18 protein-coding genes are annotated in these 23241 nt (G+C 60.6%); 15 read left to right on the top strand and 3 right to left on the bottom strand.

Translation table 11 applies throughout. The annotated features are described in order from the left end of the window. Positions 1-60 precede the first annotated feature (60 nt). Complete coding sequence (locus FHP91_RS20275; protein ID WP_144311290.1) at positions 61-516, top strand: hemerythrin domain-containing protein; 456 nt, start codon at positions 61-63, stop codon at positions 514-516. Between the two features lie 11 nt (positions 517-527). On the opposite strand, the gene FHP91_RS20270 is transcribed toward FHP91_RS20275, so the two are convergent. Beyond that, on the bottom strand, positions 528-1793 hold the full coding sequence (locus FHP91_RS20270; protein ID WP_144311289.1) for a D-amino acid dehydrogenase: 1266 nt from the start codon (positions 1791-1793) through the stop codon (positions 528-530). 145 nt (positions 1794-1938) lie between these two features. Here FHP91_RS20270 and FHP91_RS20265 point away from each other — a divergent pair, with 145 nt between their 5' ends. The 5 genes from FHP91_RS20265 (at position 1939) to FHP91_RS20245 (ending at position 11373) form a co-directional block, all read left to right on the top strand. Next, complete coding sequence (locus FHP91_RS20265) at positions 1939-2940, top strand: class 1 fructose-bisphosphatase (RefSeq protein ID WP_144311288.1); 1002 nt, start codon at positions 1939-1941, stop codon at positions 2938-2940. Between the two features lie 282 nt (positions 2941-3222). Beyond that, positions 3223-6888: a trifunctional transcriptional regulator/proline dehydrogenase/L-glutamate gamma-semialdehyde dehydrogenase gene (putA, locus tag FHP91_RS20260; RefSeq protein ID WP_144311287.1), complete on the top strand. Its 3666-nt coding sequence runs from the start codon at positions 3223-3225 to the stop codon at positions 6886-6888. Between the two features lie 158 nt (positions 6889-7046). Then, positions 7047-8237 (top strand): branched-chain amino acid ABC transporter substrate-binding protein, encoded by a 1191-nt coding sequence (locus FHP91_RS20255; RefSeq protein WP_246116389.1) that lies wholly within the window; start codon positions 7047-7049, stop codon positions 8235-8237. A gap of 97 nt (positions 8238-8334) precedes the next feature. Further along, entirely contained in the window at positions 8335-10065 is a 1731-nt protein-coding gene (locus FHP91_RS20250) for an autotransporter assembly complex protein TamA (protein WP_144311286.1), read from the top strand. Positions 10066-10350: 285 nt separating this feature from the next. Then, positions 10351-11373 (top strand): porin, encoded by a 1023-nt coding sequence (locus tag FHP91_RS20245; protein ID WP_144311285.1) that lies wholly within the window; start codon positions 10351-10353, stop codon positions 11371-11373. Positions 11374-11464: 91 nt separating this feature from the next. Here FHP91_RS20245 and FHP91_RS20240 read toward each other — a convergent pair whose 3' ends face one another. Continuing rightward, positions 11465-12235, bottom strand: a complete 771-nt coding sequence (locus FHP91_RS20240) for an outer membrane lipoprotein-sorting protein (protein ID WP_144311284.1) — start codon at positions 12233-12235, stop codon at positions 11465-11467. Positions 12236-12279: 44 nt separating this feature from the next. Here FHP91_RS20240 and FHP91_RS20235 point away from each other — a divergent pair, with 44 nt between their 5' ends. Both FHP91_RS20235 and FHP91_RS20230 read left to right on the top strand, forming a co-directional pair. Further along, positions 12280-13029 (top strand): ABC transporter ATP-binding protein, encoded by a 750-nt coding sequence (locus FHP91_RS20235; RefSeq protein WP_144179107.1) that lies wholly within the window; start codon positions 12280-12282, stop codon positions 13027-13029. Beyond that, positions 12938-14338 (top strand): DUF1302 family protein, encoded by a 1401-nt coding sequence (locus FHP91_RS20230; RefSeq protein ID WP_246116387.1) that lies wholly within the window; start codon positions 12938-12940, stop codon positions 14336-14338. Before FHP91_RS20235 ends, FHP91_RS20230 begins: the two co-directional genes overlap by 92 nt. Positions 14339-14381: 43 nt before the next feature. On the opposite strand, the gene FHP91_RS20225 is transcribed toward FHP91_RS20230, so the two are convergent. Next, the gene (locus FHP91_RS20225) at positions 14382-15191 is read right to left on the bottom strand and encodes an N-acyl amino acid synthase FeeM domain-containing protein (RefSeq protein WP_222105268.1); all 810 of its coding nucleotides are present in this window, start codon (positions 15189-15191) and stop codon (positions 14382-14384) included. A gap of 255 nt (positions 15192-15446) precedes the next feature. Between FHP91_RS20225 and FHP91_RS20220 the strand changes: the two genes are divergently transcribed. The 7 genes from FHP91_RS20220 to FHP91_RS20190 all read left to right on the top strand — a co-directional run bounded on the left by FHP91_RS20220 (position 15447) and on the right by FHP91_RS20190 (position 23197). Continuing rightward, positions 15447-16058 (top strand): XrtA/PEP-CTERM system exopolysaccharide export protein, encoded by a 612-nt coding sequence (locus FHP91_RS20220; RefSeq protein WP_449240253.1) that lies wholly within the window; start codon positions 15447-15449, stop codon positions 16056-16058. Between the two features lie 65 nt (positions 16059-16123). Next, positions 16124-17665 carry an XrtA system polysaccharide chain length determinant gene (locus FHP91_RS20215; RefSeq protein WP_144311282.1) on the top strand — a complete coding sequence of 514 codons (1542 nt, stop codon included), beginning with the start codon at positions 16124-16126 and terminating at the stop codon, positions 17663-17665. Between the two features lie 10 nt (positions 17666-17675). Next, positions 17676-18629 (top strand): XrtA-associated tyrosine autokinase, encoded by a 954-nt coding sequence (locus tag FHP91_RS20210; RefSeq protein WP_144311281.1) that lies wholly within the window; start codon positions 17676-17678, stop codon positions 18627-18629. Then, positions 18613-20124 (top strand): TIGR03016 family PEP-CTERM system-associated outer membrane protein, encoded by a 1512-nt coding sequence (locus FHP91_RS20205; RefSeq protein ID WP_186301653.1) that lies wholly within the window; start codon positions 18613-18615, stop codon positions 20122-20124. The genes FHP91_RS20210 and FHP91_RS20205 overlap by 17 nt, the downstream gene beginning before the upstream one ends. A gap of 3 nt (positions 20125-20127) precedes the next feature. Beyond that, positions 20128-21207: an XrtA/PEP-CTERM system-associated ATPase gene (locus tag FHP91_RS20200; RefSeq protein ID WP_144311279.1), complete on the top strand. Its 1080-nt coding sequence runs from the start codon at positions 20128-20130 to the stop codon at positions 21205-21207. Then, a complete protein-coding gene (wecB, locus tag FHP91_RS20195; RefSeq protein ID WP_144311278.1) occupies positions 21204-22367 on the top strand; it encodes a non-hydrolyzing UDP-N-acetylglucosamine 2-epimerase in 1164 nt (387 codons plus the stop codon). Before FHP91_RS20200 ends, wecB begins: the two co-directional genes overlap by 4 nt. Further along, on the top strand, positions 22364-23197 hold the full coding sequence (locus FHP91_RS20190) for an XrtA system polysaccharide deacetylase (protein WP_144311277.1): 834 nt from the start codon (positions 22364-22366) through the stop codon (positions 23195-23197). The genes wecB and FHP91_RS20190 overlap by 4 nt, the downstream gene beginning before the upstream one ends. The last annotated feature ends 44 nt before the right edge of the window (positions 23198-23241 follow it).

Here is a 23241-nt window from a genome sequence, read left to right as displayed (position 1 = left end):
CACCTCTTTGCTGTCGTGCCTTCGCTATAAACAAGGTCAGGACTCACCCCGGAGCGCGTTATGGCAATCATGGAATGGACCGACAATCTTGAGCTTGGGCTCGCCCCGATGGACGACACCCATCGTGAATTCGTCGATTGCTACAATGCGATGGTTCAGGCCGACGATGCCGAATTTCTGGACCGCCTGGACGCGTTTGTAGCGCACACTGTTGCCCACTTCGACCAGGAAAATGCCTGGATGGATAAGGTGAATTTCCCGGGGTGTCACCGGGCCGAGCACGACCGTGTGCTGGCCGTTGTCAATGACGTGCGCAAGCGTGTCGCCAAGGGCGATCTCGCGTTGGGGCGTCGTTTGGTGGAAGAGTTGCCGGCCTGGTTTGAAACGCACGCGACCGGGATGGATGCCGCACTGGCCTTCCATCTTCAAACTTTGGGCTTTAATTTCGAGACCGGCGAGATCGGCAATCCCGCAGCGCTGGCAGATGTCAGTTGCAGTACGGCAAAAGCGGATTGAGGGCAAACGCCCTAGTCGAAGCGCGCCGCGAGAAAAGGAAAGGCCGGTACCGGTGGCGTACCTGACATCAAGTCGGCCAGCGCCGCTGCCGAGCCGCAAGCCAGCGTCCAGCCGAGCGATCCGTGGCCGGTGTTGTAGTACAGATTGATCATCTTGCCCTTGCCGATCAGCGGGCGATTGCTCGGTGTCGAGGGGCGCAGCCCGCACCAGGGTTCGGCAGCCGACAAATCGGTTGCGCCCGGAAAGTTCTGGCCAACCCAGTCGAGCAGATTACGGCAACGCGCCGCGTCGATTTTCAGATCGTAACCATTGAGTTCGGCCGTTCCGGCCACCCGAAACTGATCGTCAAAGCGCGAACAGACGATGCGTCGCGCCTCGTCGGTGAGGCTGACTTCGGGGCAAAGGGTGGGGTCGATCACCGGCAGCGTGACTGAATACCCCTTGACCGGATAGACCGGCAGATATTCGCCCAGCGGCGCTACCACCAAGGGGCTGTAACTGCCGAGGCAGATCACATAGGCGTTGGCTTCGAGGCGTTCGGTCTGGCCGCCGGTGGTAGCAACTTCAACGCCGGTGACGCGCCCACCTTCGTGACGGATGTGCTCGATGGTCGTGTCGTAACGAAACGTCACCCCTTTGGTCTGTAATGCGTGCGTGAGCGCCACGGTGAAACCATGGGCATCACCGGACTCATCGTCGGGCGCATAGAGCGCGCCGGTCGGCGCGACCGGCAGTTGCCCGAGTGCGGGTTCAATCGCGATGCAGCGCGCCTGGTCGCAGGCTTCGGCATGAATGCCAAGGTGCGCCAATGCCTTGGCGCGTTTGAGGGGTTCGTCGGCTTCGCGGGCGCCGAAAAACAAATGCAGAATGCCCTTTTTCTGGTGGCGATAGTCGATTCCGCTGTCGTCACGCAAGTGCTGCAGCTGCTCGCGGCTGTAGCGGGCGAGGGCGGCGATGGCCGCGGTGTTGCGGTCGGTTCGCCAAGGCAGGCATTCGCGCAGAAACGCAGCACTCCAGAGCCATTGGCGCCAGTCGGCCCGTGGTCGGAAGCGCAGCGGCGCCGCGTCGTCGCCTAGCCAGCGCAGCACGGTCATTGGTGCCGAGGGGTTGGCCCAAGGTTCGGGATGGCTCACCGAAATCTGCCCGCCGTTAGCGAAACTGGTCTCCATCGCCGGCGCGCTCTGGCGCTCGACAACGGTCACGTCGAAGCCGGCTTTGTTCAGATACCAGGCGGAGGTGACGCCGGCGAGACCGGCGCCCAGAACCATGACGTGCATTCGGGGAATCGTGTGTGCTTTTGGAGAATTGGCACCGGCGCTGGCGCCGGAAGTGAGCCGGAATGATACCGCCAACGTGCAGTGAAGCGCCGAAAACGGGATAATTCGCCAGTCACGACACATGAACCCCCTTGGAGTCTGTTCCATGCAACGAATTTCGCTCACCCAGTTCCTCATCGAACAACAGCGCGCCGGGCGCACGACCGCCGATTTGCGCCTGCTGATCGAAGTGGTGGCTCGGGCGGTCAAGGCAATCAGCGTCAATGTCTCCAAAGGCGCGCTGGCCGGCGTGTTGGGCGAAGCGGGCTCGGACAATGTGCAGGGCGAGGCGCAAAAGAAGCTCGATGTGATCGCGAACGAGATCCTGATCCAGGCTAACGAGTGGGGCGGTCACCTGGCCGGCATGGCCTCTGAAGAGGTTGAGGATGTGCGCCCGATCCCGCGTGAGTTCCCCAAGGGCGGCTACCTGTTGCTGTTTGATCCGCTCGATGGCTCGTCCAACATTGATGTGAACATTTCCGTCGGCACCATCTTCTCGGTGCTGCGTTGCCCCGAGGGCTGCGTCGAGCCGGTAGAGGCCGATTTCTTGCAGGCTGGCCGCGAGCAGGTGGCGGCGGGCTACGCGCTGTACGGCCCATCCACGCAGTTGATCCTCACCGTGGGTGATGGCGTGCATGGCTTCACGCTTGATCGCGAGATGGGCAGCTTCGTCTATACCCACCCGTTTATGACGGTGCCGGTCGACACCCAGGAGTTCGCGATCAACGCCTCTAATGCACGCTTCTGGGAGGCGCCGATCAAGCGCTACGTCAGCGAAATGCAGGAAGGCAAGAATGGTCCGCGTGGGCGCGATTTCAATATGCGTTGGGTCGCCTCCATGGTGGCTGATGTACACCGCATTCTCACCCGCGGTGGTGTGTTCATGTATCCGGTGGATGACAAATGCCGCGCGCAGGGCGGCAAGCTGCGCCTGATGTACGAAGCCAACCCGATGGCAATGATTGTCGAGCAGGCGGGCGGCGCGGCGACCACGGGCCACGAGCGCATTATGGATATTCAGCCGCACAAGCTCCACCAGCGTGTGCCGGTGATTCTGGGCTCGAGAAATGAGGTTGAGCGGGTCTCTCGCTACCACGCCGAAGCGTAATTTCACGCACTCAGCGACCACCCACCGCGGCCCGATTTGGCCGCGGTTTTTTTTTGCGTGCCCCGCCTCCGTGTGGTGTCGCCGAGGGCGAATTTTTCCTTCTTGGTGCGCCGGTGGAACAGGGTTGCCAAGACGTTCAGACATGCCCCTGGCTTGATTTACCTGCGGCTCGGGAGTCCTTAGACTGCGGGGCTTGATGGTCGTGTGCCGTCGTCCGTTTGCACCCCCAACCCGTGTCACGCCGGGCATCGCAATGGCGAAACCGGTCCAAAGGAGTCTTGCATGGCCCTGTCACCCCAAAGCCGCGAAGCGGCGGCGCTGACGCCGGAAGATCGCGGCGACCTGCGTCTGGCAATTGATGCGGCTTACCGGACGCCTGAGCCGGATTGTGTGCCGATGTTGGTGGCGGCGGCCCGGACAGACGCCAAATTGGGTGCGCAGATTCATGCGCTGGCCCGCAAGTTGGTGGTGGGCTTGCGCGAGAAACGCAGCCGCTCGAGCGGTGTGGACGCACTGATGAAGGAGTTCTCGCTCTCCAGTCAGGAGGGCGTGGCCTTGATGTGTCTGGCCGAAGCGCTGCTGCGCGTGCCCGACCGCGCCACCGCCGACAGGCTGATTCGCGACAAGATCGCCCGTGGTGACTGGCGCGCGCACATCGGCCAAAGCCCGTCGCTGTTCGTCAACGCCGCAACCTGGGGCTTGCTGGTGACCGGGCGTCTGGTGTCCACCAACAGCGACAAGCGCCTCGGTGCGGCACTGAACCGGATCGTCGCACGTGGTGGCGAACCCTTGATTCGCAAGGGCATGGACCTGGCGATGCGCATGCTCGGCGAGCAGTTTGTGACCGGGCAGGACATCGACGAAGCCATCGAGCGCGCCAAGGCCTGCGAGAAGCGCGGCTACCGCTACTCCTTCGACATGCTCGGCGAAGCGGCCATGACCGCCGCCGACGCCGAGCGCTACACCCGCGACTACGAAACCGCCATCCATGCCATCGGCCAGGACGCCGGCCAGCGCGGCGTGGTCGACGGCAACGGCATCTCGGTCAAGCTCTCGGCGCTGCATCCGCGCTATGTGTGGGCGCAGCGCGACCGTTTCATGCGCGAGCTGCTGCCCCGCCTGAAAGCCCTGTGCCTGCTTGCCAAGGGCTACAACATCGGTCTGAATATCGACGCCGAAGAGGCCGACCGCCTCGACGCCTCGCTGGATTTGCTCGAAGCCCTCGCGCTCGATCCCGATCTGGCCGGTTGGGACGGCATCGGCTTTGTTGTGCAGGCGTACCAGAAGCGTGCGCCTGCCGTGCTCGACTTCATCATCGATCTGGCCCGTCGCAGCGGTCACCGGCTGATGATCCGTCTGGTCAAAGGCGCCTATTGGGACAGCGAGATCAAGCGTGCGCAGATCGACGGTCTGCCGGGCTACCCCGTCTATACCCGCAAGGTGTACACTGATGTGTCCTACCTGGCCTGCGCCCGCAAACTGCTGGCCGCGCGCGACGTGGTGTATCCGCAGTTTGCCACTCACAACGCTCACACGTTAGCGGCGGTGTATCACATGGCGGAAGGCAACTACCATGTCGGCGACTATGAGTTCCAGTGCCTGCACGGCATGGGTGAAACCTTGTACGACCAGGTCGTCGGTTCCGGCAAGATGGGCCGTCTGGTACGCATCTACGCGCCGGTTGGCAGTCACGAAACTCTGCTCGCCTATCTGGTTCGACGTCTGCTCGAAAACGGCGCCAATTCCAGTTTTGTGAACCGCATCGTCGACGAAAACGTACCCGTTGAAGAACTGATTGCCGATCCGATCGAGGTCGCCGAGCGTCTGGCCGGTGCGCCGCATCCGGCGATTGCGCTGCCGCGGGACCTGTACGGTGCCGCACGGTTGAATTCGGTCGGTTTCGATCTTTCCAGCGAGGCCGTCCGAGCGCGTCTTGCCGCGGCGCTGGAGGCATCGCGTGGCACCCCCGTCAATGTGCAGCCCATGGTAGTCGGTGCGGCAGTGGAGGGGGCCCCACAGAACGTGACCAACCCGGCGCGTCGCGATGATGTGGTCGGCACGGTCATCGAGGCGGATGCCGCCACGGTGCAGGCTGCGTTGGCGGCCGCTGCCGACGTTGCGCCCGAATGGGCCGCCACCCCGGCCCCACAGCGCGCCGTCATGTTGTTTGCCGCCGCCGATGCCATGGAGGCCGACGCTCCAGCACTGATTGCGTTGCTCGTGCGTGAGGCGGGAAAAACCTACGCCAACGCGATTGCCGAGATCCGCGAGGCGGTCGATTTCTGCCGCTACTACGGTCGTCAGGCAGCGGATCATTTTGACCCCGTGGCGCATCCGGCGCTCGGTCCGGTGGTGTGCATCAGCCCCTGGAATTTCCCGCTCGCCATCTTCACCGGTCAGGTGGCCGCAGCCTTGGCCGCTGGCAACCCGGTGCTGGCCAAGCCCGCCGAGCAAACGCCGCTGGTTGCCGCCAAAGTCGTGGCGCTGCTCCATGCGGCGGGCGTGCCGGTGGCTGCCTTGCAGTTCTTGCCGGGTACCGGCGAGGTGGTCGGTTCGGCCTTGGTGGCCGATGCGCGCACTTGCGGCGTGATGTTCACCGGCTCGACCGAAGTGGCACGCCTGATTCAACGCACGCTGGCTCAACGCGGCGGTGACATTCCGCTGATTGCCGAGACTGGCGGGCAGAACGCGCTGATCGTCGATTCCACCGCCTTGCCCGAGCAGGTCGTCGCCGATGTGATTGCCTCCAGCTACGATTCCGCCGGTCAGCGCTGCTCGGCGCTGCGTGTGCTGTGTCTGCAAGATGAAATCTACGATCGCACCATTGGCATGCTCAAAGGCGCGGTGTCGGAGTTGCGGATCGGCTCGCCCGAAGATGTCCGCAACGACATCGGCCCGGTGATCGATGCCGCGGCGCGTGAGCAGCTCGAAGCCCATGTGGCGTCGATGCGTGATCGCTACGAATGCTCGGCCATGCCGTTGCCCGAGGCGTGCTCCGCCGGCACTTTCATGGCGCCGACACTGATTGAGATCACCTCGCTGGCCAGCCTCAAGCGCGAAGTGTTTGGCCCGGTGCTGCATGTGTTGCGCTACCGTGCCCAGGATCTGGGTGTGCTGGTCGATGCGATCAATGACACCGGCTACGGCCTGACACTGGGGGTGCATTCACGCATCGACGAGACCATCGCCTTTGTGGCCAGCCGGGCGCATGTGGGCAATATCTATATCAACCGCAACATCATCGGCGCCGTGGTGGGCGTGCAGCCCTTCGGCGGCGAGGGGCTCTCGGGCACCGGCCCGAAAGCGGGCGGCCCGCTGTATCTGCACCGCTTGGTGCGCGGCGCCGCTGCGCCGCATGAGGCCGCCGCGCTGGCGCCGATCGCCGATCCGGTGCTGACGGCGTTTGCCGAGTGGCTGGATGGCCCGGCGCGGGCGTTCATCCGCGGTGATGAAGTGGTGTTGCTTCTCGATCACTTCGACGCCTATCGCCAAGCCAGCATGGCCGGGCGCGAGTTGGTGATGACCGGCCCGACCGGTGAAGACAACCGGATGCGCTTCCTGCCGCGCACGCAACTGGCCGGCGTGGCCGAGACCAACGCCGCCTGGCTGCATCAGATTGCCGCCACGCTGGCCACGGGCAGCCGGATTGCGCTGGCCGCGCGGCCGGGGCTGGAGACGATGGTCAACGCTTTGCCCGCGCCGGTGCGCGAGCGGGTGAGTGTGGTGGCCGATGTCATGGCCGCGCCTTTCGAGGTGCTGCTGTTCGATGGCGACGCGGCGCTTGCCGACGACCTGCGTCGCCAATTGGCCGGCCGGCCCGGTCCCATCGTGTCACTGCTGTGCCCGTCGGTTGCCTATGATCTGACCCGCTTGGTGATTGAGCGTACGGTCAGCATCAACACCGCCGCCGCGGGCGGCAACGCGAGTTTGATGGCGATTTCCAATTGATATGCGGCAGCGATATGCTGACTGCTGCACACGAATGCACGGGCTGTCATGGCCCGGAACTGGGACATGGCCCAAGCATCCATGATGAGACGGAAGGGCACCAACACGGCGCCCATGGCCGTTTGTACTGAACCACGACAAAACAAGGAGACGACCCCGTGGAACGTAGAATGATTCTCAAGCTGTCGGCGCTGGCAGTAGCAGCAGCCCTGGTCAGTGCCTGCGGCAAGGAAGAGGCCAAGGCACCGGCAACCGCTACAGCACCCGCCGCACCGGCCCCGGTCGCGGAAATGGTCGTGAAGCTCGGTTTTGCCGCGCCCTTGACCGGCCCCCAGGCGCACTACGGCAAGGAAATGCAGAACGGCGTCGTGCTGGCAGTGGACGAGGCCAACGCGAGCAAGCCGATGTTCGGCGACAAGCCGGTGCGTTTTGAGCTGATGTCCGAAGACGACATGGCCGACCCGAAGACCGGTACCTCTGTGGCCCAGAAGCTGGTCGATGAAGGTATCAACGGCATGATTGGTCACTTCAACTCGGGCACCTCGATCCCCGCGTCCAAGGTTTACTCTGATGCCGGCATTCCGCAGATCGCCATGGCGACCTCGCCGGTGTATACCGCTCAGGGCTACAAGACCACCTTCCGCGCCATGACCTCCGACACCCAGCAGGGCTCGGTGGCCGGCAAGTTTGCGGTTGAGAAGCTGCAGGCCAAGAAAGTCGCCATCATCGACGACCGCACCGCTTATGGTCAGGGTCTGGCCGACGAGTTCGAGAAAGCCGTCAAGGCCGCTGGCGGTGAAATCGTCAAGCGCGAGTTCACCAATGACAAGGCCACCGACTTCTCCGCCATCCTGACCAACATCAAAGGCACCGCGCCTGACCTGATCTACTACGGCGGCGCTGATGCGCAGGCCGGCCCGATGGTCAAGCAGATCAAGCAGTTGGGGATCGAAGCCAAGTTCATGGGCGGCGAGATGGTCAAGTCGCCGACCTTCGTGAGCCTGGGCGGCGAAGCCGCCGAAGGTGCCATTGCCTCGCTGGCCGGTGTTCCGCTTGAGCAAATGCCGGGTGGCACCGACTACGCCGCGCGCTACAAGGCCAAGTTCAACTCAGACGTGGAGATTTATTCGCCCTACGCCTATGACGCGACCCGCGCCATGATTGAGGCCATGAAGCAGGCTGGGTCGGCCGAACCGAGTGCCTATCTGCCAAAGCTGGCGGCGATTCAGTTTGCCGGTATCACCTCCAGCAATATCGCTTATGACGAAAAGGGTGACCTCAAGTCCGGCGGTATCACGCTGTATCAGGTCAAAGGCGGTGAATGGACCGTGATGGAAACGGTGCAATAAGTCCGTGGCAGTTCCCGGTAAAGAGGCGGCCTTCGGGCCGCTTTTTTTTGCGTCGGTCCTTTGCAATTGGGCGACGTTCTACAATGGCGCCATGACTATGATCTTTCGACCCGTGTGTCGCTGGGTGCTTGGGCTTTGTTGGTGTTTTTCCGCCGTCAGCTACGCTGCCGCACCCATTGCACTAGATGCGCCGGAGGCCGTCCGCGATCTATTGACCGCGCATCTGAGCACCTTGCGTGAGGACGCCTTGCCTAATGCAGCCGATGACCGGGAGCGGCAGGCGCTGATTAGACGAACCCGTAAAGAAGTTGAAGCCTTGCTGGCCACCGAGGGGTATTTCACCCCGACCGTATCGCGGGTTGGGGACAGTCGCTCACCAATGGAAGTCAAGGTGATACTTGGGCCGCGCGCCGAAATTTCGGTGGTGGACATCGCGTTTTCGGGTGCGCTTGCTGACCCGGCCCATGCCGATCGACGAGATCAACTCAAGCAATCCTGGCAACTGCCGGTTGGCGCGTCGTTTCGACAAGCGGATTGGGACGGCGCTAAAGGGCATTTGCTGGATGCGGTCGCGTATCGGGATTTTGCCGCCGCCCGTTTGGTGAAGACCCGTGCCGAGGTGGATCCGGAGACCGCCCGGGTGCGCCTGGCGGTGACGATCGATTCTGGCCCGGCGTTTACGATGGGGTCGCTCAATATCGAAGGGCTTCAAGACTATCCGTCCGACTTGGTGTCCCGTTACAACCTGATTGAGCCGGGCGACCCCTATGATCTGGATCGCCTGCTTGAGTTCCAGCGCGTGCTGCAGTCAACCGCTTATTTTTCGTCGGTTGTTGTCAATGTCGCCACGCGCGATGTGTCGCCCGAGCAAGTGCCGATTCAGGTCAGTGTGGTAGAGGCGCCGCCCAAGCGGGTCGGGCTGGGCGTTGGTTTCAGTAGTAACAACGGCTATCGCACCGAAGCGTCTTACCGTAATGCGAACCTCCTCGGCCGGGGGTGGATTCTGACTACAGGCTTGCGTTTGCAGCAGCGCGAACAGCTGGCCTATGCCGATGTGTTTCTCCCGCCCGAGCGCGGCGGGCGTCAGGATAGCTTCGGCGCCTTGACCGAACGCAGCGATACCCAGGGCCTGAAAATCACCAATAGTGCGATCGGTATTGCGCGCAAACACCAGCGCGATGACATCGAAACGCATCTCGCGCTCAAGCTCCAGCGTGAAACCTATGCGCCCGAAGGCGTTGAGGAGTCGAACCGCAAGGCGCTGTCGCTTAACTGGACATGGACCTGGCGCAAGGTCGATAACCTGCTCGATCCGCGTGAGGGCTTTGTCCTGAGCGGGCAGATCGGCGGCGGCGCCAAGGCGGCCTTGTCCGACCAGAACTTTCTCCGCTTGGCCGGTCGGCTTGTGCGCTATCAACCGGTGGGTGAGCGCGATGTGTTTATTCTGCGAGCCGATGGTGGCATCACACTCGCGCCGAGTCGCGATGACATCCCTCAGGACTTCCTGTTCCGCACCGGCGGCGCCCAGAGCGTGCGTGGCTACGCCTATCAAAGCCTGGGCGTGACGGAAGGGAGCGCTACCGTGGGTGGGCGCTATATGGCAGCGGTGAGCGCCGAATACGTGCATTGGCTCGACAACACCTGGGGTATCGCAGGGTTTGTCGACGCAGGCAATGCCACCGATGAGCGCGAGACCTTTCGCTTCAAGGCGGGCTACGGTCTTGGTGCCCGCTGGCGCAGCCCGGCCGGGCCGCTGGCGGTTGATCTTGCCTATGGGCATGACGACCGGACGTTGCGGCTGCATTTCGCGATTGCCGTGGCGTTCTAGTGGCTGCGAACGCCGGGTGCTGTGTAGGGTCGGCATCAGCCGACCTGACGGGTTGAAACCCGCCCTGGCGGGGCCCGTCAAATGCCAGGAGGTCGTCGACGGCGTTGGCTGATGGGGCGGATGTTGCGCAAAAGCAACAAACAGCGCCGAGATGTGGCGGTATTTAGTCAGGGTGCTTGCGGCAAGACGCGAAGGTTTGCAAAATTGCCACAACTTCTCGGCTTGAGAGGTCAGTCGGGCCCGGGCCACCCCCGGGATTCAACTACACAATCTTAGGAGAAATCCATGCAGAAGAAACTGATCGCCCTGGCCATCGCCGGCATGATCGCCGCTCCGGCCTTCGCTCAGTCCAACGTTACCGTTTACGGCATCATCGACACCTTCGTTGGTGTTGGTAAAGCTGGTGACGCCAAGTTCTCGGGCGTTGCTAACGGCGTGCTGAACGGCCCGCGCATCGGCTTCAAGGGCGAAGAAGACCTGGGTAACGGCCTGAAGGCCAAGTTCGTGCTGGAGCAGGGCTTCAACTCCGACGACGCTTCCCCGGCTTCCTCCAAAGAATTCCACCGTCAAGCTTGGGTTGGTCTGGAAGGCGGCTTCGGTTTCATCGGTCTGGGTCGTCAGTACTCGCCGGGTTACTATGCTTTCCGCAATGACGCCGTCGCCGCTGGTGCCCTGGATCCCGCAGCCATTCTGACGGGCGGTGGTCTTCAGGTCGACGCCGGTTCGGACGCTCGCTGGGACAACTCGGTCAACTACCAGTCGAAGAAATTCGGTGGTTTCAGCGGCCAGGTGATCTATAGCTTCGGTTCGACCGAAGCTGACGACAAGGCAAAGAACCCGAACCGCAACACCGATGACAAAGTCGGTCTGGGCCTGAACTACGCCAACGGCCCGCTGAACGTTGATTACATCTACATCAACGCTGGCGACTCGACCCTTGGCGACGACCACAAAGAGCACTACCTCGGTGCTGCTTACGACTTCGGCGGCTTCAAGCTGGTCGGTTCCTACCAGACCGCTAGCGTCGATGCGAATGACAGCGACGTGAAGGTGTATCAGATCGGCGGTATCGTTCCGGTCGGCATGGGCAACATCCACGTTGCTTACGGTGCCCGCAACGAAGATGCGCAGGATTCGGACAGCCGTTCGTTCACCGTGGCCTACACCCACAACCTGTCGAAGCGCACCATCGCTTACGTCGGTGTGAACCGCACCACGAACGACGACAACGTCGGTCTGGGCGCGCTGGCCAAGCAAGATGGCAAGAGCTCCAACGCTCTGGGCCTTGGCATCCGTCACGCTTTCTAATCGATTCGTCGATCTGAAAGTTGAAAAAGGCACCTTCGGGTGCCTTTTTCTTTACAAGCGCCGCGCTATGCGGCGCTTTGTTTTGGTGCTTTCAGTTCAGTTTCTTCAAATACTCTTTGGTGAATAGCTTGTCCGGCAGTGGCCGGGGGTTCATCGCGCTGTAGCTCATGACGGACACGTTGCCTGCCTTGAGCGCATCGGTCATGACGAGGCGGGTGGGGCGAATGGCGCCGGCCATCTCTTTGTAGTCCATGTATTCGCAGGTTTTCAGCAGCCGACCCGAAATCGCGTAGAACGCAGCCTTGATTGGGCGTGTCGTGGCAGCGTCAATCCAGTACTCAACCTTGGCATAGGTGACGCCGTCATCGACGGCGGTCAGTTCAAGCACATGCGCCGCTTTCCCTTCCATGGCTTCTTCACGCAGGTATTTCGCGGTGTAGTCACCGGTGAAGTTCGCGCGGGCGAGATCGCCGTTGGCGACCTGGCCGGTGAGCCGTTGCGCCAGAGACAGGCGAACGGGCTGAGAGACGGAGGGCATGAATATCCACAGATCCCGTTGTTTCATGAGCAGGATCTGGCCGCGCTCGCTGGCGGGCTCCATGGTCAGGACTACGGTGTCTTCGCGCCCCTTTGAGAGCACGCGGTAGCGATGATGGTCGGCGCCTTCGCCGTCGTTTTGGCGGCTTTCGATGTCAATGTCGACCTGGAAGCTTTCCTGCGGGAAGCGGATCGCATCGGTGCTGGCAAGCAGGGCGTTGGCGTCGGGCGCGTCCGCTGCGCTTGTCAATCCGCTGAGGGGCATGAGCGCCGATAAAACGGCGATGCGCAGGACCGTACGACGAAGTCGAAATGGCTGTGTCATGAGTGCTATCCTTGTGGCAGTGTCACTTCTATTACGGCAACGAAATGGCGATAGTTCAGGTCGAAAATGTCTCCAAGCGTTATCGCTTGGGCGATCAAACCGTGACGGCGCTGCGCGACGTGACTTTGTCCATTGAGCCAGGCGTTTTTCTGGCCATTGCCGGGCCGTCTGGAAGTGGGAAGTCGACAGTACTGAATATTATCGGTTGTATCGACACCCCTTCGAGTGGTCGTGTACTGATCAACGGGCAGGATGTGTCCGGACAGAGCCCCGATGATCTGGCGGATTTGCGTGCGCGAACGATCGGTTTCATCTTCCAGACCTTCAATTTGATGCCCGTGCTGTCGGCGGAAGAGAACGTCGAGTACCCGCTGCTGCAGTTTCCTGAACTCTCCAAGGCGGAGCGTCAGGAACGGGTCAAGCACTACCTGTCCATGGTGGGCTTGCGCAAGTATGCCTCGCACCGGCCGAATCAACTGTCGGGTGGTCAGCGCCAGCGGGTGGCGATTGCGCGGGCGCTGGCCACGCACTCCAAGATCGTGCTGGCGGATGAACCGACTGCGAACCTGGATCGTAAAACCGGTGAGAGCATTCTGAAGTTGATGAAGCAGATCAATCGGGAGTCGGGAACCACGTTTGTGTTTTCGACTCATGATCGGCGCGTGATGAATATGGCTGACCGTTTGGTGCGCATTGAGGATGGTGAAATCAAGGCGCTGGGGATGCGACAGTCCGATGGGTGGATGTTTGTCCAGGATCGTCGGGCGCAAGACGAAGAAGATCCGGAAATTTAGGGAGAAATTGATGAATCGATGGCGTTTGGGTGTCGGCCTCGGCCTGGCAGCGGTCACGGGCTGTGCGCTGGCCGCTGGCGATCTGGATGATTTGCTCGATGTGGCCAGGCCCGCTGACAGCGGTGGTGGTTTGCATGGGTTTGCCGAGTTTTCCGCTGCGCGAGCGTATAACTCGCCGTCGCACTGGTCCAAGCTGCGCGCACGCTTGAATCTCGAGAGCAGTGGGCGGCTGAGCGAGACGGTGAAGTGGAAGCTCTCGGGGCGATTTGACGCGGATGCCGCGCCGGATATCGAGTCGGATGTCTATCCCTCTGCGGTTCGCCGTGATCAGCGCAGTGAAGCGACGATTCGCGAAGCGTATCTCGATATCTCCGCGGGCAAGTGGGACTACCGCCTGGGGCGGCAACATGTCGTCTGGGGTGAGATGGTCGGTCTGTTCTTTGCTGACGTGGTGTCTGCGAGAGATACCCGCGAGTTCTTTCTCCCCGAGTTTGACCAGATGCGGATTCCGCAGTGGGCCGCACGTGCGGAGTATTTTGGCGACGGATGGCATGGTGAGCTGCTTTGGATACCGGTTGCCACGGTCGACAACATCGGAAAGCCGGGGGGCGATTTCTATCCTTTTGCTGCCGATGGTGCGCAGTTTGAGGGTGAGGATCGTCCCGATCAACGACTGGGCAACATGAATTGGGGTGCGCGGTTGTCGGCGTTGCTCAATGGGTGGGATGTCTCCGGGTTTTTCTATCGAAGCACCGATACCGCGCCGACCTTTTATCGCACATCGCTCGCGCCTTTGACGTTCGAGGCCCGTCATGACCGAATCAACCAGTTTGGAGCGACGTTCTCCAAGGATATGGGAGATTTTGTGCTCAAGGGCGAGGCCGTTCATACCGGGGGGCGACAGTTCAATACGACCGATCTCGCGGCACCGAATGGATTGGTGGCATCAGATACGCTGGACTACGTGGTCGGTGTGGATGTACCCGTCGGGCAGCGGTGGCGTGTGAACACCCAGTACTACGCGCGGCGCTATTTGAATCATCGCGAGGGCCTGGTGTGGGACAAGAGCGAGGAGGGCGCGACGCTGCTGGTGAATCGCCAGTTTGGTGACGATCTGGAGGTGGAGATGTTGTTGGTGTCGAGCTTGAACGGCGGCGGTTACATGTTGCGGCCAAAAGTCGTGTGGCAGATGGACGCCAATTGGCGCGGCACGGCCGGTCTCGACGTGTTTGGTGGTTCGGAGCAAGGGGTGTTCGGTCGGTTCGACCGCAGTGATCGCGCCTATGTTGAGGTGCGGCGCGCGTTCTGAGCGGGGCGGTGCGCTCGGGTTTTGTTCCTGAGTGATCGCGCCCTTACAGGGCAATCAGCGAAGGGTCGGCCTGCAGGCGCTTGAGCAGGCCGCGCTGTTCGTTGTCATTGAAGAAGTAGGAGTAAAGGCTTCGAGCGCCAGAATCTGGGCGCCCCGCTTGGCGATCGACCTGTTCGTCGACGTAGCTTAGAGGGAGGTGCAGGAGTACTGCCGGCGCATTTACCCGGGGGCAGATGCGTTCTTCTCCCGCGATCCGGAAACCGAGCATGCGCCGGTAGAAGGCCACATGGCGAGGATTGACCTCAATGAACAGGTCAGTTTTGTTATGGATCAGCCGGCCGAAGATGTAGGCCAGGTGAAAGATCGAGGCGAGGACTTCTTTTGAGTTGAAGGCCGGGTCGATGGCGAGTCGAGTCAGTTCGCATACTTTGGCGCCGGCCTTTCGTGCGGCGCTGATTTCTTTCGAGTACAACTCATCCGCCAGCAGGCCTTCGTCTGAATCCAGCTTCAGGGTCAGGGTGCCGAACATGGTGGTTCCGCGTGAGGCAATCAGCGTCAGCTGGTTGGGCTGGTCGTCAATGCGCGATGGGGCGTGCGTGAGCAGGCCGCGCCATGCATACATCCGTTGAATCAGCATGCTGACATTGCTTCGCTGGCCGTCGGCGCCATTGCCCAGGCGAATCTGAAAATCGCTGCGCGAAAGTACGAATTCACGGCTGTCCCGATCATCTGCGGGAGGGATGCCAAGCGAGTGGAGCGCGCCCGAATCGTTTGTCACGTTTCTTCGTGGAATAGCGTGATAAGCTGCTTGCAACCTCGGGTTGTTGGATTGACTTGCTTCGAATGTACTCACTTGGTGACCCTCTGATGACCGATCAGTTGCAGCGGAATGTGTCATGCCAGGTCGCGGTGCGCTCAGCCAAATAATGCCAATGGACTGAGCTGCGCGGCGTGTATTGCATCGTACTTTAGTCATTCTCGCGGGGGAAGGCTGTAAGCGTTTGTGTAATTGTTCCTTTTGGACCGTGCCCGGCGTCGCTAGGATTCCGATGGAATGTCGGAAGCCACTGCCGACACAATGACATTGGAGGGGTTGGAAATGAAGCTCATGCGAACCATGCTGGGGCTCTTCAGCGTTGCTCTCGCTTCGCTCGTAATGCTGTCGGGGTGCGCCAGCAACAGTTTTCCGCCAGCGCCCGCTGTGGCCGCTGATTCGGAGTACAGCTATGTGATCGGACCGGGTGATACGGTCAATATCGTTGTGTGGCGCAATCCGGAGTTGTCGATGTCTGTGCCGGTACGTCCGGACGGAAAGATCACCACGCCGCTGGTTGAAGACCTGCAGGCGATGGGAAAGGATGCCAGCACGCTTGGGCGTGACATCGAGAAGGCGCTGGAAAAGTACATTCGCGAGCCGGTCGTTACGGTGATCGTGACCAGTTTTGTTGGCCCGTATAGCGAGCAGATTCGCGTGGTTGGCGAAGCGGCCAAGCCGATGATCCTGCCGTATCGCCAAAAGATGACTGCGCTCGATGTGATGATTGCAGTGGGTGGCATGACCGAGTTTGCTGATGGCAACAAAGCGTCGATCCTGCGCACTGGCGAGGGAAACAAGCAGTACAGCGTTCGCTTGTCGGATTTGCTCAAGCGCGGCGATGTGTCGGCTAACGTTGAGATGCGTCCCGGCGATGTTCTGATCATTCCGCAAAGCTGGTTCTGATCTCCGTTCCGAACTGACCGGCCGCCGCGATGGCGGCCGGCGTACACAGAAGCAGAATTGAATCTATGGAAGACGTCCTCCGACAACTCGTCGCGTACCTGCGCGGCATGTGGCTATATCGCTGGTGGGGCTTGGCTGCGGCCTGGCTGGTCGGCGCCATTGCTGCGGGTGCCATCTATATGCTGCCCGACCGTTATGAATCATCGGCGCGGATTTTTGTTGATACGCAGTCGGTGTTGAAGCCACTGATGTCAGGTTTGGCGGTTCAGCCGAACGTGGATCAACAGATCACCATTCTTTCGCGGACGTTGATCAGCCGCCCGAACATCGAGAAGCTGATTCGCATGGCCGATCTTGACCTGACGGTCAAGACCAACAAGCAGCGCGAAGAATTGATTGTTGAGTTGAACAAAACGCTGCAGATCAAGGGTACGGGGCGGGACAATCTCTTCACCCTCTCGTATGAGGACACGCAGCCTGATCGCGCCAAGCGTGTCGTGCAGTCTCTGGTGTCTATTTTTGTGGAGTCCGGCCTCGGCGATAAGCGCAAGGATACGGATTCTGCTCGTCGATTCATCGAGGAGCAGATCAAGACTTATGAGCAGCGGTTGGATGAGGCGGAAAACCGGCTCAAGGACTTCAGAATCAAAAACATGCACTTGATGGGGGGCGGCAAGGATTACCTCACCCAGGTTGGGGAGGTTGCTGCTCAACTGGCGGCGGCGCGCCTCGCTTTGCGCGAAGCGGAAAATTCTCGAGACGCGCTGCAGCGTCAGCTCACCGGTGAAGAGCCCGTGCTTTTGCCGGAGAATACCGTCGAGCGCAAGGTGTCTATCCCCGAGATTGACGGTCGTGTTGATGCGTTGGAAAAAAATCTGGATGGTTTGCTTCAGCGTTACACCGAAGCGCATCCGGACGTGATTGGGACTCGTCGTATCATCGAGCAACTGAAAGAGCAGAAAAAGGTCGAAGTGGCTGCTCGCCGCAACGAAGGCGGTGGCTATGGCGACGTGAACTCCAATCCGGTCTATCAGCAAATGAAGCTCGCGCTGGCCGACGCTGCCGCCAATGTCGCGTCGCTCAGAGCGCGGGTGGCCGAATTTGAAGGCCGCCAGGTTCGCTTGCAGGAGTCAGCCAAGCTGCTGCCGCAGGTTGAGGCGGAGTTGGCCCAGTTGAACCGCGATTACGAGATCAACAAGAAAAACTACGAAACTTTGGTCAGTCGCCGTGAATCGGCCAACATGTCAGTGGAGATGGAGTCGTCGTCGGGCATGGCCGAGTTCCGCCTGATCGATCCACCGAGCGTACCGCTCAAGCCGTCAGCGCCCAATCGCATCCTGCTGATGCCGCTGGGCGGGGGCGCGGCCTTGTTGTTTGGTCTGGCATTTACGTTCATTCTCAGCCAGATGCGACCGACATTCCTGGATGGGCGGGATTTGCGCGAAATCTCAGGCTTGCCCTTGCTCGGCACGGTCAGTGCGACCGCTGATCCGGTGCGTAAGCGCCGGCGGCAGCGTCTCAATCTGGCCTTCTTTGGCGGTGTTGGAGGTTATGTTGGCGCATTTGGCGTGCTGACAGTGGCCATCGCCATGCTGAAACTTTCGTGAAGGTCGTGACATGAGTCTTATTGAAAAAGCTGTTGAACGGCTTGGGCAGTTGAAGCAGGCGGGGCAAGACGCCCCGGTTATTACGCCAGCATCTGTGCCGGTTGAGCCGGTTGAGCCGGTTGAGCCGGTTAAGCCGGTCGTTGAGGCCGTCCCGCTTCAAGAGCGTTCGCGGGTGGAAATCCATGCGCCAGAGGCGGAGCCGGTCAGTCGAGAGGTGAATATTGATCTTGACCGGCTTGCCCATATGGGATTTGTGACGCCAGATCAACAGCGCACTTCGATCTCGGAAGAGTATCGTGTGATCAAGCGTCCCTTGCTGCGGAACGCGTCCTCAATGAGAGGGACGAGTCGCGTCGCGAAGGGGAACCTGATCATGGTCACCAGTGCATTGCCGGGTGAGGGCAAGAGCTTTACAGCCTTGAATCTGGCCATGAGCATGGCGATGGAACTCGATCACTCGGTGTTGCTGGTCGATGCTGATGTCTCCAAACCCTCGATTCTCAAACAGATGGGCCTGCCGCAGGAGCGTGGCTTGATGGATGTGCTGGTCGACGGGACGCTCGATCTGCCGGACGTTATTCTGCGAACCAATATCGAAAAGCTTCGTATTCTGCCGGCGGGTACGGCCACGCAGCGGGCGACTGAACTGCTTGCCAGTGAAGGGATGAACCGCTTGCTGGATGAGATGGCCAGTCGCTATTCCGATCGGATTATTATTTTTGATTCGCCGCCCTTGCTGGTGACCACTGAGTCGCGCGTCCTGGCAACGCACATGGGGCAGATCGTGGTGGTGGTTGAGGCCGAGCGTACGACGCACGCAGCGCTGAAGCAGGCGCTGGCAACGATCGAGGCGTGTCCGATCAAAATGATGCTGTTGAATAAATCGACCGTCCAAGGGCCGGGGGGCTATTACGGATATGGCTACGGATATGGGCAAGAGCCGGAAGATGATAAAGCAGCCTGATACTCGTCGCGTGGTGAAGCGAAGCCTTGTTGCGCTGTTGTGCACGCTGGCGGGGAGTGCATGGGCGCAATCGACGGTGCTAATTACGCCGAGCGTAAACACGCGGATGACCTTTACGGACAACGTTGATACGTCGGCCGACGGGAAGAGCGATTTCCTGGTGGAGGTGTCGCCGGCCATCAACGTACGGCGGGCCTCGGGCCGGATCAACGGCAACCTGGACGCGTCATTGCGCAACGTGCTCTACGCCAACTCTGATGATCGCAACTCGACCTTCCTGGCCTTGCGGGGCCGGGGAGAAATCGAGGCCATCGAGCAGCTGCTGTTTGTCGATATGGGCGCTTCGGTCAGCCGAACGAATCAGTCGCTCTTCAGCGGGCGTTCAGGTGACGACCCCTTGAACACCAGCGAAGACAACGAGGTGCGTTCCTTCAACCTGGGGCCACGTCTCGAGTTCGCGTTCGGCAATTCCGCCAAGGGGCGATTAGGCTACAAGAGCCAATGGCTGAGTGGCGGTAGTGGCACGGTGAGCAATCGGCGAACCGATACCTTTTCAGGTGCGTTGCAGGATGGCGAGGCCTTCGGGCCCCTCGGCTGGTCGGCCTCCTACGACAAGGTCGATACGCACTATCGCGATAGCGATACAGAGGCTTCCCGGCAGAACGGTCGCGTGGGACTGAGCTATACGATTACGCCTCAGTTTATTCTCCGTGCGTCGGTCGGCCGCGAGTCAAACAATTACAATGCCGGCCGTACCGAAGAGGGCAGTACGCACGGTGTCGGCTTTGATTGGTACCCGACTACCCGGACCTCGGTCACCGCCTTTACGGAGAAGCGTCTGTTTGGTCGCGGCTATGATGTCAAGGTTTCGCATCGCGGCTCCCGCAGTAGCTGGCGATTAAGCTATGTGCGTGACTACACTTCGGCTGAAGAGTTGGTGTCGGAGTCGCTTGATGACTATTACTACCGTCTGATTTACGACAGCCTAGCGACACAGATCCCGAACCCGGTCCAGCGCGATGCGGCGGCTCGGTTGCTGTTGGCTCAATCGGGCATTACGGGCTCCGGTTTACAGTTGGGCTTTATCACCAATGCGCAGTATGTCAGCCGTAATCTAAGGGGTGATTTCACCCTGTCGGGCGTGCGTAATTCGCTGACATTTTCGGTCTATCGTACTGAACGTAGCCGCGTCGCTCAGAACCTCATCGTTTCGGCGACGGATGATTTCTTCAACAACGACCAGATTCGCGATAGCGGCGTGATCGTGTCCTTGAATCACAAATTGTCGGCGTTTTCAACGCTCACTGCGTCGGTGGGGCGCAACAACGTGCAAGCGACCACGCAGGACAACAAACGCACAACACTCAATCTGGGTGTTTCCCGAAAACTCGGTCCGAAATCGACCGGGGGGCTGATCTATCGGCACCAGAAGTCCGACGGCAGCACCTCATTCACCGAAAACGCGCTGACAGCGACGCTGGGCGTACGGTTCTAAGTCATGTATGAGAATTTCTACCGGCTGAGCGGGAAACCGTTTCAGCTCAATCCTGATCCGGCTTTCTTCTACGGCAGCCGCGGCCATCGCCGCGCCATGGCCTATCTGGAATATGGCTTGCACCAGAATGAAGGCTTTATCGTCATTACGGGTGAGATTGGCGCGGGCAAGACCACGCTGGTCCGTAGCCTGCTGCAAAAGCTTGATTCGAACAAAGTGGTGGCCGCCCAGTTGGTCAGTACGCAAATCGATGCGAACGATATTCTGCAGTTGGTCGCCGCGGCGTTTGGCGTGCCAAGCAAGGGGCTGGACAAAGCCGGGCTGCTGCTTGCGATCGAGACGTTTCTTGTTTCGGTCACGGCAGCCGGCAAGCGGGCGCTGCTGATTGTTGATGAGGCTCAGAACCTGACACCGCGCGCGGTCGAAGAGCTTCGCATGTTGTCGAATTTCCAGCTTGAAGAGCATGCACTGCTCCAGAGCTTTTTGGTGGGCCAGCCCGAATTCCGGGACATCATGCAGAGCCCCGAAATGCAGCAGCTTCGCCAGCGCGTCATTGCGTCTTACCACCTCGGTCCGCTGGATATGGAAGAGACTCGCGCCTATGTCGAGCACCGCCTGAAGCATGTTGGCTGGAAAGACGACCCGCATTTTGACAATGCGATTTTCCCATCGATTTTTCGGGCGTCGGGCGGCGTGCCTCGCCGAATCAACACTTTATGCGATCGACTGATGCTGGCGGGTTTCCTGCTCGAGAAACGCTCGCTCGGTGAATCCGAGGTGGACGAAGTCCTCGCGGAAATGAAAGAAGAGCAGCGCAGTGGCCGGGGCAGCGGTACGGCGCGTCTCGCACCATTGTCCAGCGTTGCCGCGCCGGCGGCGCTACCGTCGTTTGACATGGACAAGCTGAACGTCGATCCGGCAATCGCCCAGCAGTTCGCCCAACTGGCGGCCGGGTTTGACGCCGCGAGAATCGAGGCGCGTCTGGCGCAATTGGAGCGGACGATGTCCACCACGCTGGCGCTGATGAGCCAGATTGTTTCGGCCTCGACTGAGCACAACGACAAGGACGAAGCCGCTAAATGACTGAGTCTGTTGTCCCCCCGGTGATCTGCATTGTTGGTGCTCGCCCCAATTACATGAAAATGGCGCCGATCATGCGCGCCTTTGCGGCGCATTCTCCCGCGATTCCAACGCTGTTGGTGCATACCGGCCAACACTATGATGCGGCGATGAATGATCGACTGTTCACCGATCTGGAACTGCCGCGCGCGGATATCAACCTGGAAGTGGGCTCCGCCTCGCACGCGGTGCAGACCGCCGAGGTGATGAAGCGATTTGAACCCGTGATCGAAGCCCATGGTGCGCGCGCCGTGCTGGTGGTGGGCGACGTGAATTCAACGCTTGCCTGTGCGCTTGTTGCGGCCAAGCGTCACGTGCCGGTGATCCATGTCGAGGCCGGATTGCGCAGTGGTGATCGGCGCATGCCTGAGGAGGTCAATCGTGTCCTCACCGACCAGATCTCTGACATTCTCTATACCACCGAGCGCTCGGCGCATGACAACCTGGCGCGGGAGGGGATTGATCCCGCACGGGCGGTGTTTGTCGGCAACGTCATGATCGACACCCTGATGGCCAACCAGAAGAAGGCTGTCGCGCCCGAGGCCCTGGTGGCGCAGGCAGGGCTGGATCCGCAGCGTATCCGCGCCGGCTTCGGCGTGGTGACCTTGCATCGTCCGTCCAATGTAGACGATCCGGTCATGTTGCGCCGTCTGATCGAAACTTTGCATGTGGTCAGTCAGAAACTGCCGCTGGTGTTCGCATTGCACCCGCGAACCCGCAAGAATATCGAGGCGCATGGCCTGTCTGCACTGCTCGACGCGCCGGGTTTTCTCGTGCTGCCGCCGCAGGGCTATCTCGAAATGCTGGGTCTGATGGCCAGCGCACGTCTTGTGTTGACCGACTCCGGCGGCATTCAGGAAGAAACAACCGCGCTCGGCGTGCCATGCCTGACCATGCGGGAAAGCACCGAACGTCCGATTACGGTCACCGAAGGCACCAATACCATCGTCGCAGGTGACGCAAGCGCGATCATCGACGGCGTTGATGCCATTCTCGCCGGTGGCGGGAAGGGCGGCCGAATTCCCGAAGGTTGGGACGGATGTGCGGCAGAGCGCATCGCGGCCCATTTGTCCGCTTGGTTGGCCGAGCGCGAAGCGCTGGCGATGGCCGGGTTGCCTGCATGAGTATCGTCAACGCGCTGACCATCGACGTGGAGGACTACTTCCAGGTCTCCGCCCTCGCGCCGCATTTTCCGCGCCGGCAGTGGGATACCGTCCCGTGCCGTGTTGAGCGCAATGTGGATCTGATCCTGTCCTTGCTTCACGAATATGGCGCCAAGGGCACCTTTTTTACCTTGGGCTGGATCGCCGAGCGCTATCCGCATCTGGTGCGTCTGATCGCCATGGAAGGGCATGAAGTGGCCAGTCATGGCTATGCCCATCAGCGGGCGAGCGATCAAACACCGGACGCTTTCGGTGCGGATATTCGCCTCGCAAAATCGGTACTGGAGGATATTGCCGGCACCGAAGTCAAGGGCTACCGCGCGCCGAGTTTTTCGATTGGTGAGAGCAACCCCTGGGCGCATGACCGCATTGCCGAGGCCGGCTACCTGTATAGCTCCAGCGTCTATCTGGTCAAGCACGATCACTACGGTGTTCCGAATGCACCGCGCTTTCCGTATCGGCTTGAGAGCGGTCTGATCGAGATGCCGATCACCACCGTTCGCTACCTTGGGCGCAATCTGCCGGCCGGCGGTGGTGGCTATTTTCGCCTGCTGCCGTATTCGGCATCGCGGTGGTTGATCCGTCGGGTCAATGAGCAAGAGCGGCGCTCAGCGATGTTCTACTTCCATCCCTGGGAGGTCGATCCGGGCCAACCGGTGGTGCAGGGAACGACCTTGAAGACCCGCTTTCGCCACTACGTCAATTTGTCACGCACCGAGGGCAGACTGCGCCAGTTGATGTCCGATTTTTCCTGGGGACGCATGGACGAGGTCTTCCTCGACGCGGCGTAAGCCCTCGATTACGGAATGTCATGTCACACCCCGATCTAACGATT

This window comes from Denitromonas halophila, assembly GCF_007625155.1.
GTDB lineage: Bacteria > Pseudomonadota > Gammaproteobacteria > Burkholderiales > Rhodocyclaceae > Nitrogeniibacter > Nitrogeniibacter halophilus.
Note: the sequence above shows the minus strand (reverse complement) of the source record. Positions and strands in the feature narration are given on the sequence as shown.

Excerpts from the sequence above, each read along its gene's own strand:
- FHP91_RS20275 (WP_144311290.1), top strand. The coding sequence starts at position 61 with ATGGCAATCATGGAATGGACCGACAATCTTGAGCTTGGGCTCGCCCCG.
- FHP91_RS20270 (WP_144311289.1), bottom strand. The coding sequence starts at position 1,793 with ATGCACGTCATGGTTCTGGGCGCCGGTCTCGCCGGCGTCACCTCCGCC.
- FHP91_RS20265 (WP_144311288.1), top strand. The coding sequence starts at position 1,939 with ATGCAACGAATTTCGCTCACCCAGTTCCTCATCGAACAACAGCGCGCC.
- putA (WP_144311287.1), top strand. The coding sequence starts at position 3,223 with ATGGCCCTGTCACCCCAAAGCCGCGAAGCGGCGGCGCTGACGCCGGAA.
- FHP91_RS20250 (WP_144311286.1), top strand. The coding sequence starts at position 8,335 with ATGATCTTTCGACCCGTGTGTCGCTGGGTGCTTGGGCTTTGTTGGTGT.
- FHP91_RS20245 (WP_144311285.1), top strand. The coding sequence starts at position 10,351 with ATGCAGAAGAAACTGATCGCCCTGGCCATCGCCGGCATGATCGCCGCT.
- FHP91_RS20240 (WP_144311284.1), bottom strand. The coding sequence starts at position 12,235 with ATGACACAGCCATTTCGACTTCGTCGTACGGTCCTGCGCATCGCCGTT.
- FHP91_RS20235 (WP_144179107.1), top strand. The coding sequence starts at position 12,280 with ATGGCGATAGTTCAGGTCGAAAATGTCTCCAAGCGTTATCGCTTGGGC.
- FHP91_RS20220 (WP_449240253.1), top strand. The coding sequence starts at position 15,447 with ATGCGAACCATGCTGGGGCTCTTCAGCGTTGCTCTCGCTTCGCTCGTA.
- FHP91_RS20215 (WP_144311282.1), top strand. The coding sequence starts at position 16,124 with ATGGAAGACGTCCTCCGACAACTCGTCGCGTACCTGCGCGGCATGTGG.
- FHP91_RS20210 (WP_144311281.1), top strand. The coding sequence starts at position 17,676 with ATGAGTCTTATTGAAAAAGCTGTTGAACGGCTTGGGCAGTTGAAGCAG.
- FHP91_RS20205 (WP_186301653.1), top strand. The coding sequence starts at position 18,613 with ATGATAAAGCAGCCTGATACTCGTCGCGTGGTGAAGCGAAGCCTTGTT.
- FHP91_RS20200 (WP_144311279.1), top strand. The coding sequence starts at position 20,128 with ATGTATGAGAATTTCTACCGGCTGAGCGGGAAACCGTTTCAGCTCAAT.
- wecB (WP_144311278.1), top strand. The coding sequence starts at position 21,204 with ATGACTGAGTCTGTTGTCCCCCCGGTGATCTGCATTGTTGGTGCTCGC.
- FHP91_RS20190 (WP_144311277.1), top strand. The coding sequence starts at position 22,364 with ATGAGTATCGTCAACGCGCTGACCATCGACGTGGAGGACTACTTCCAG.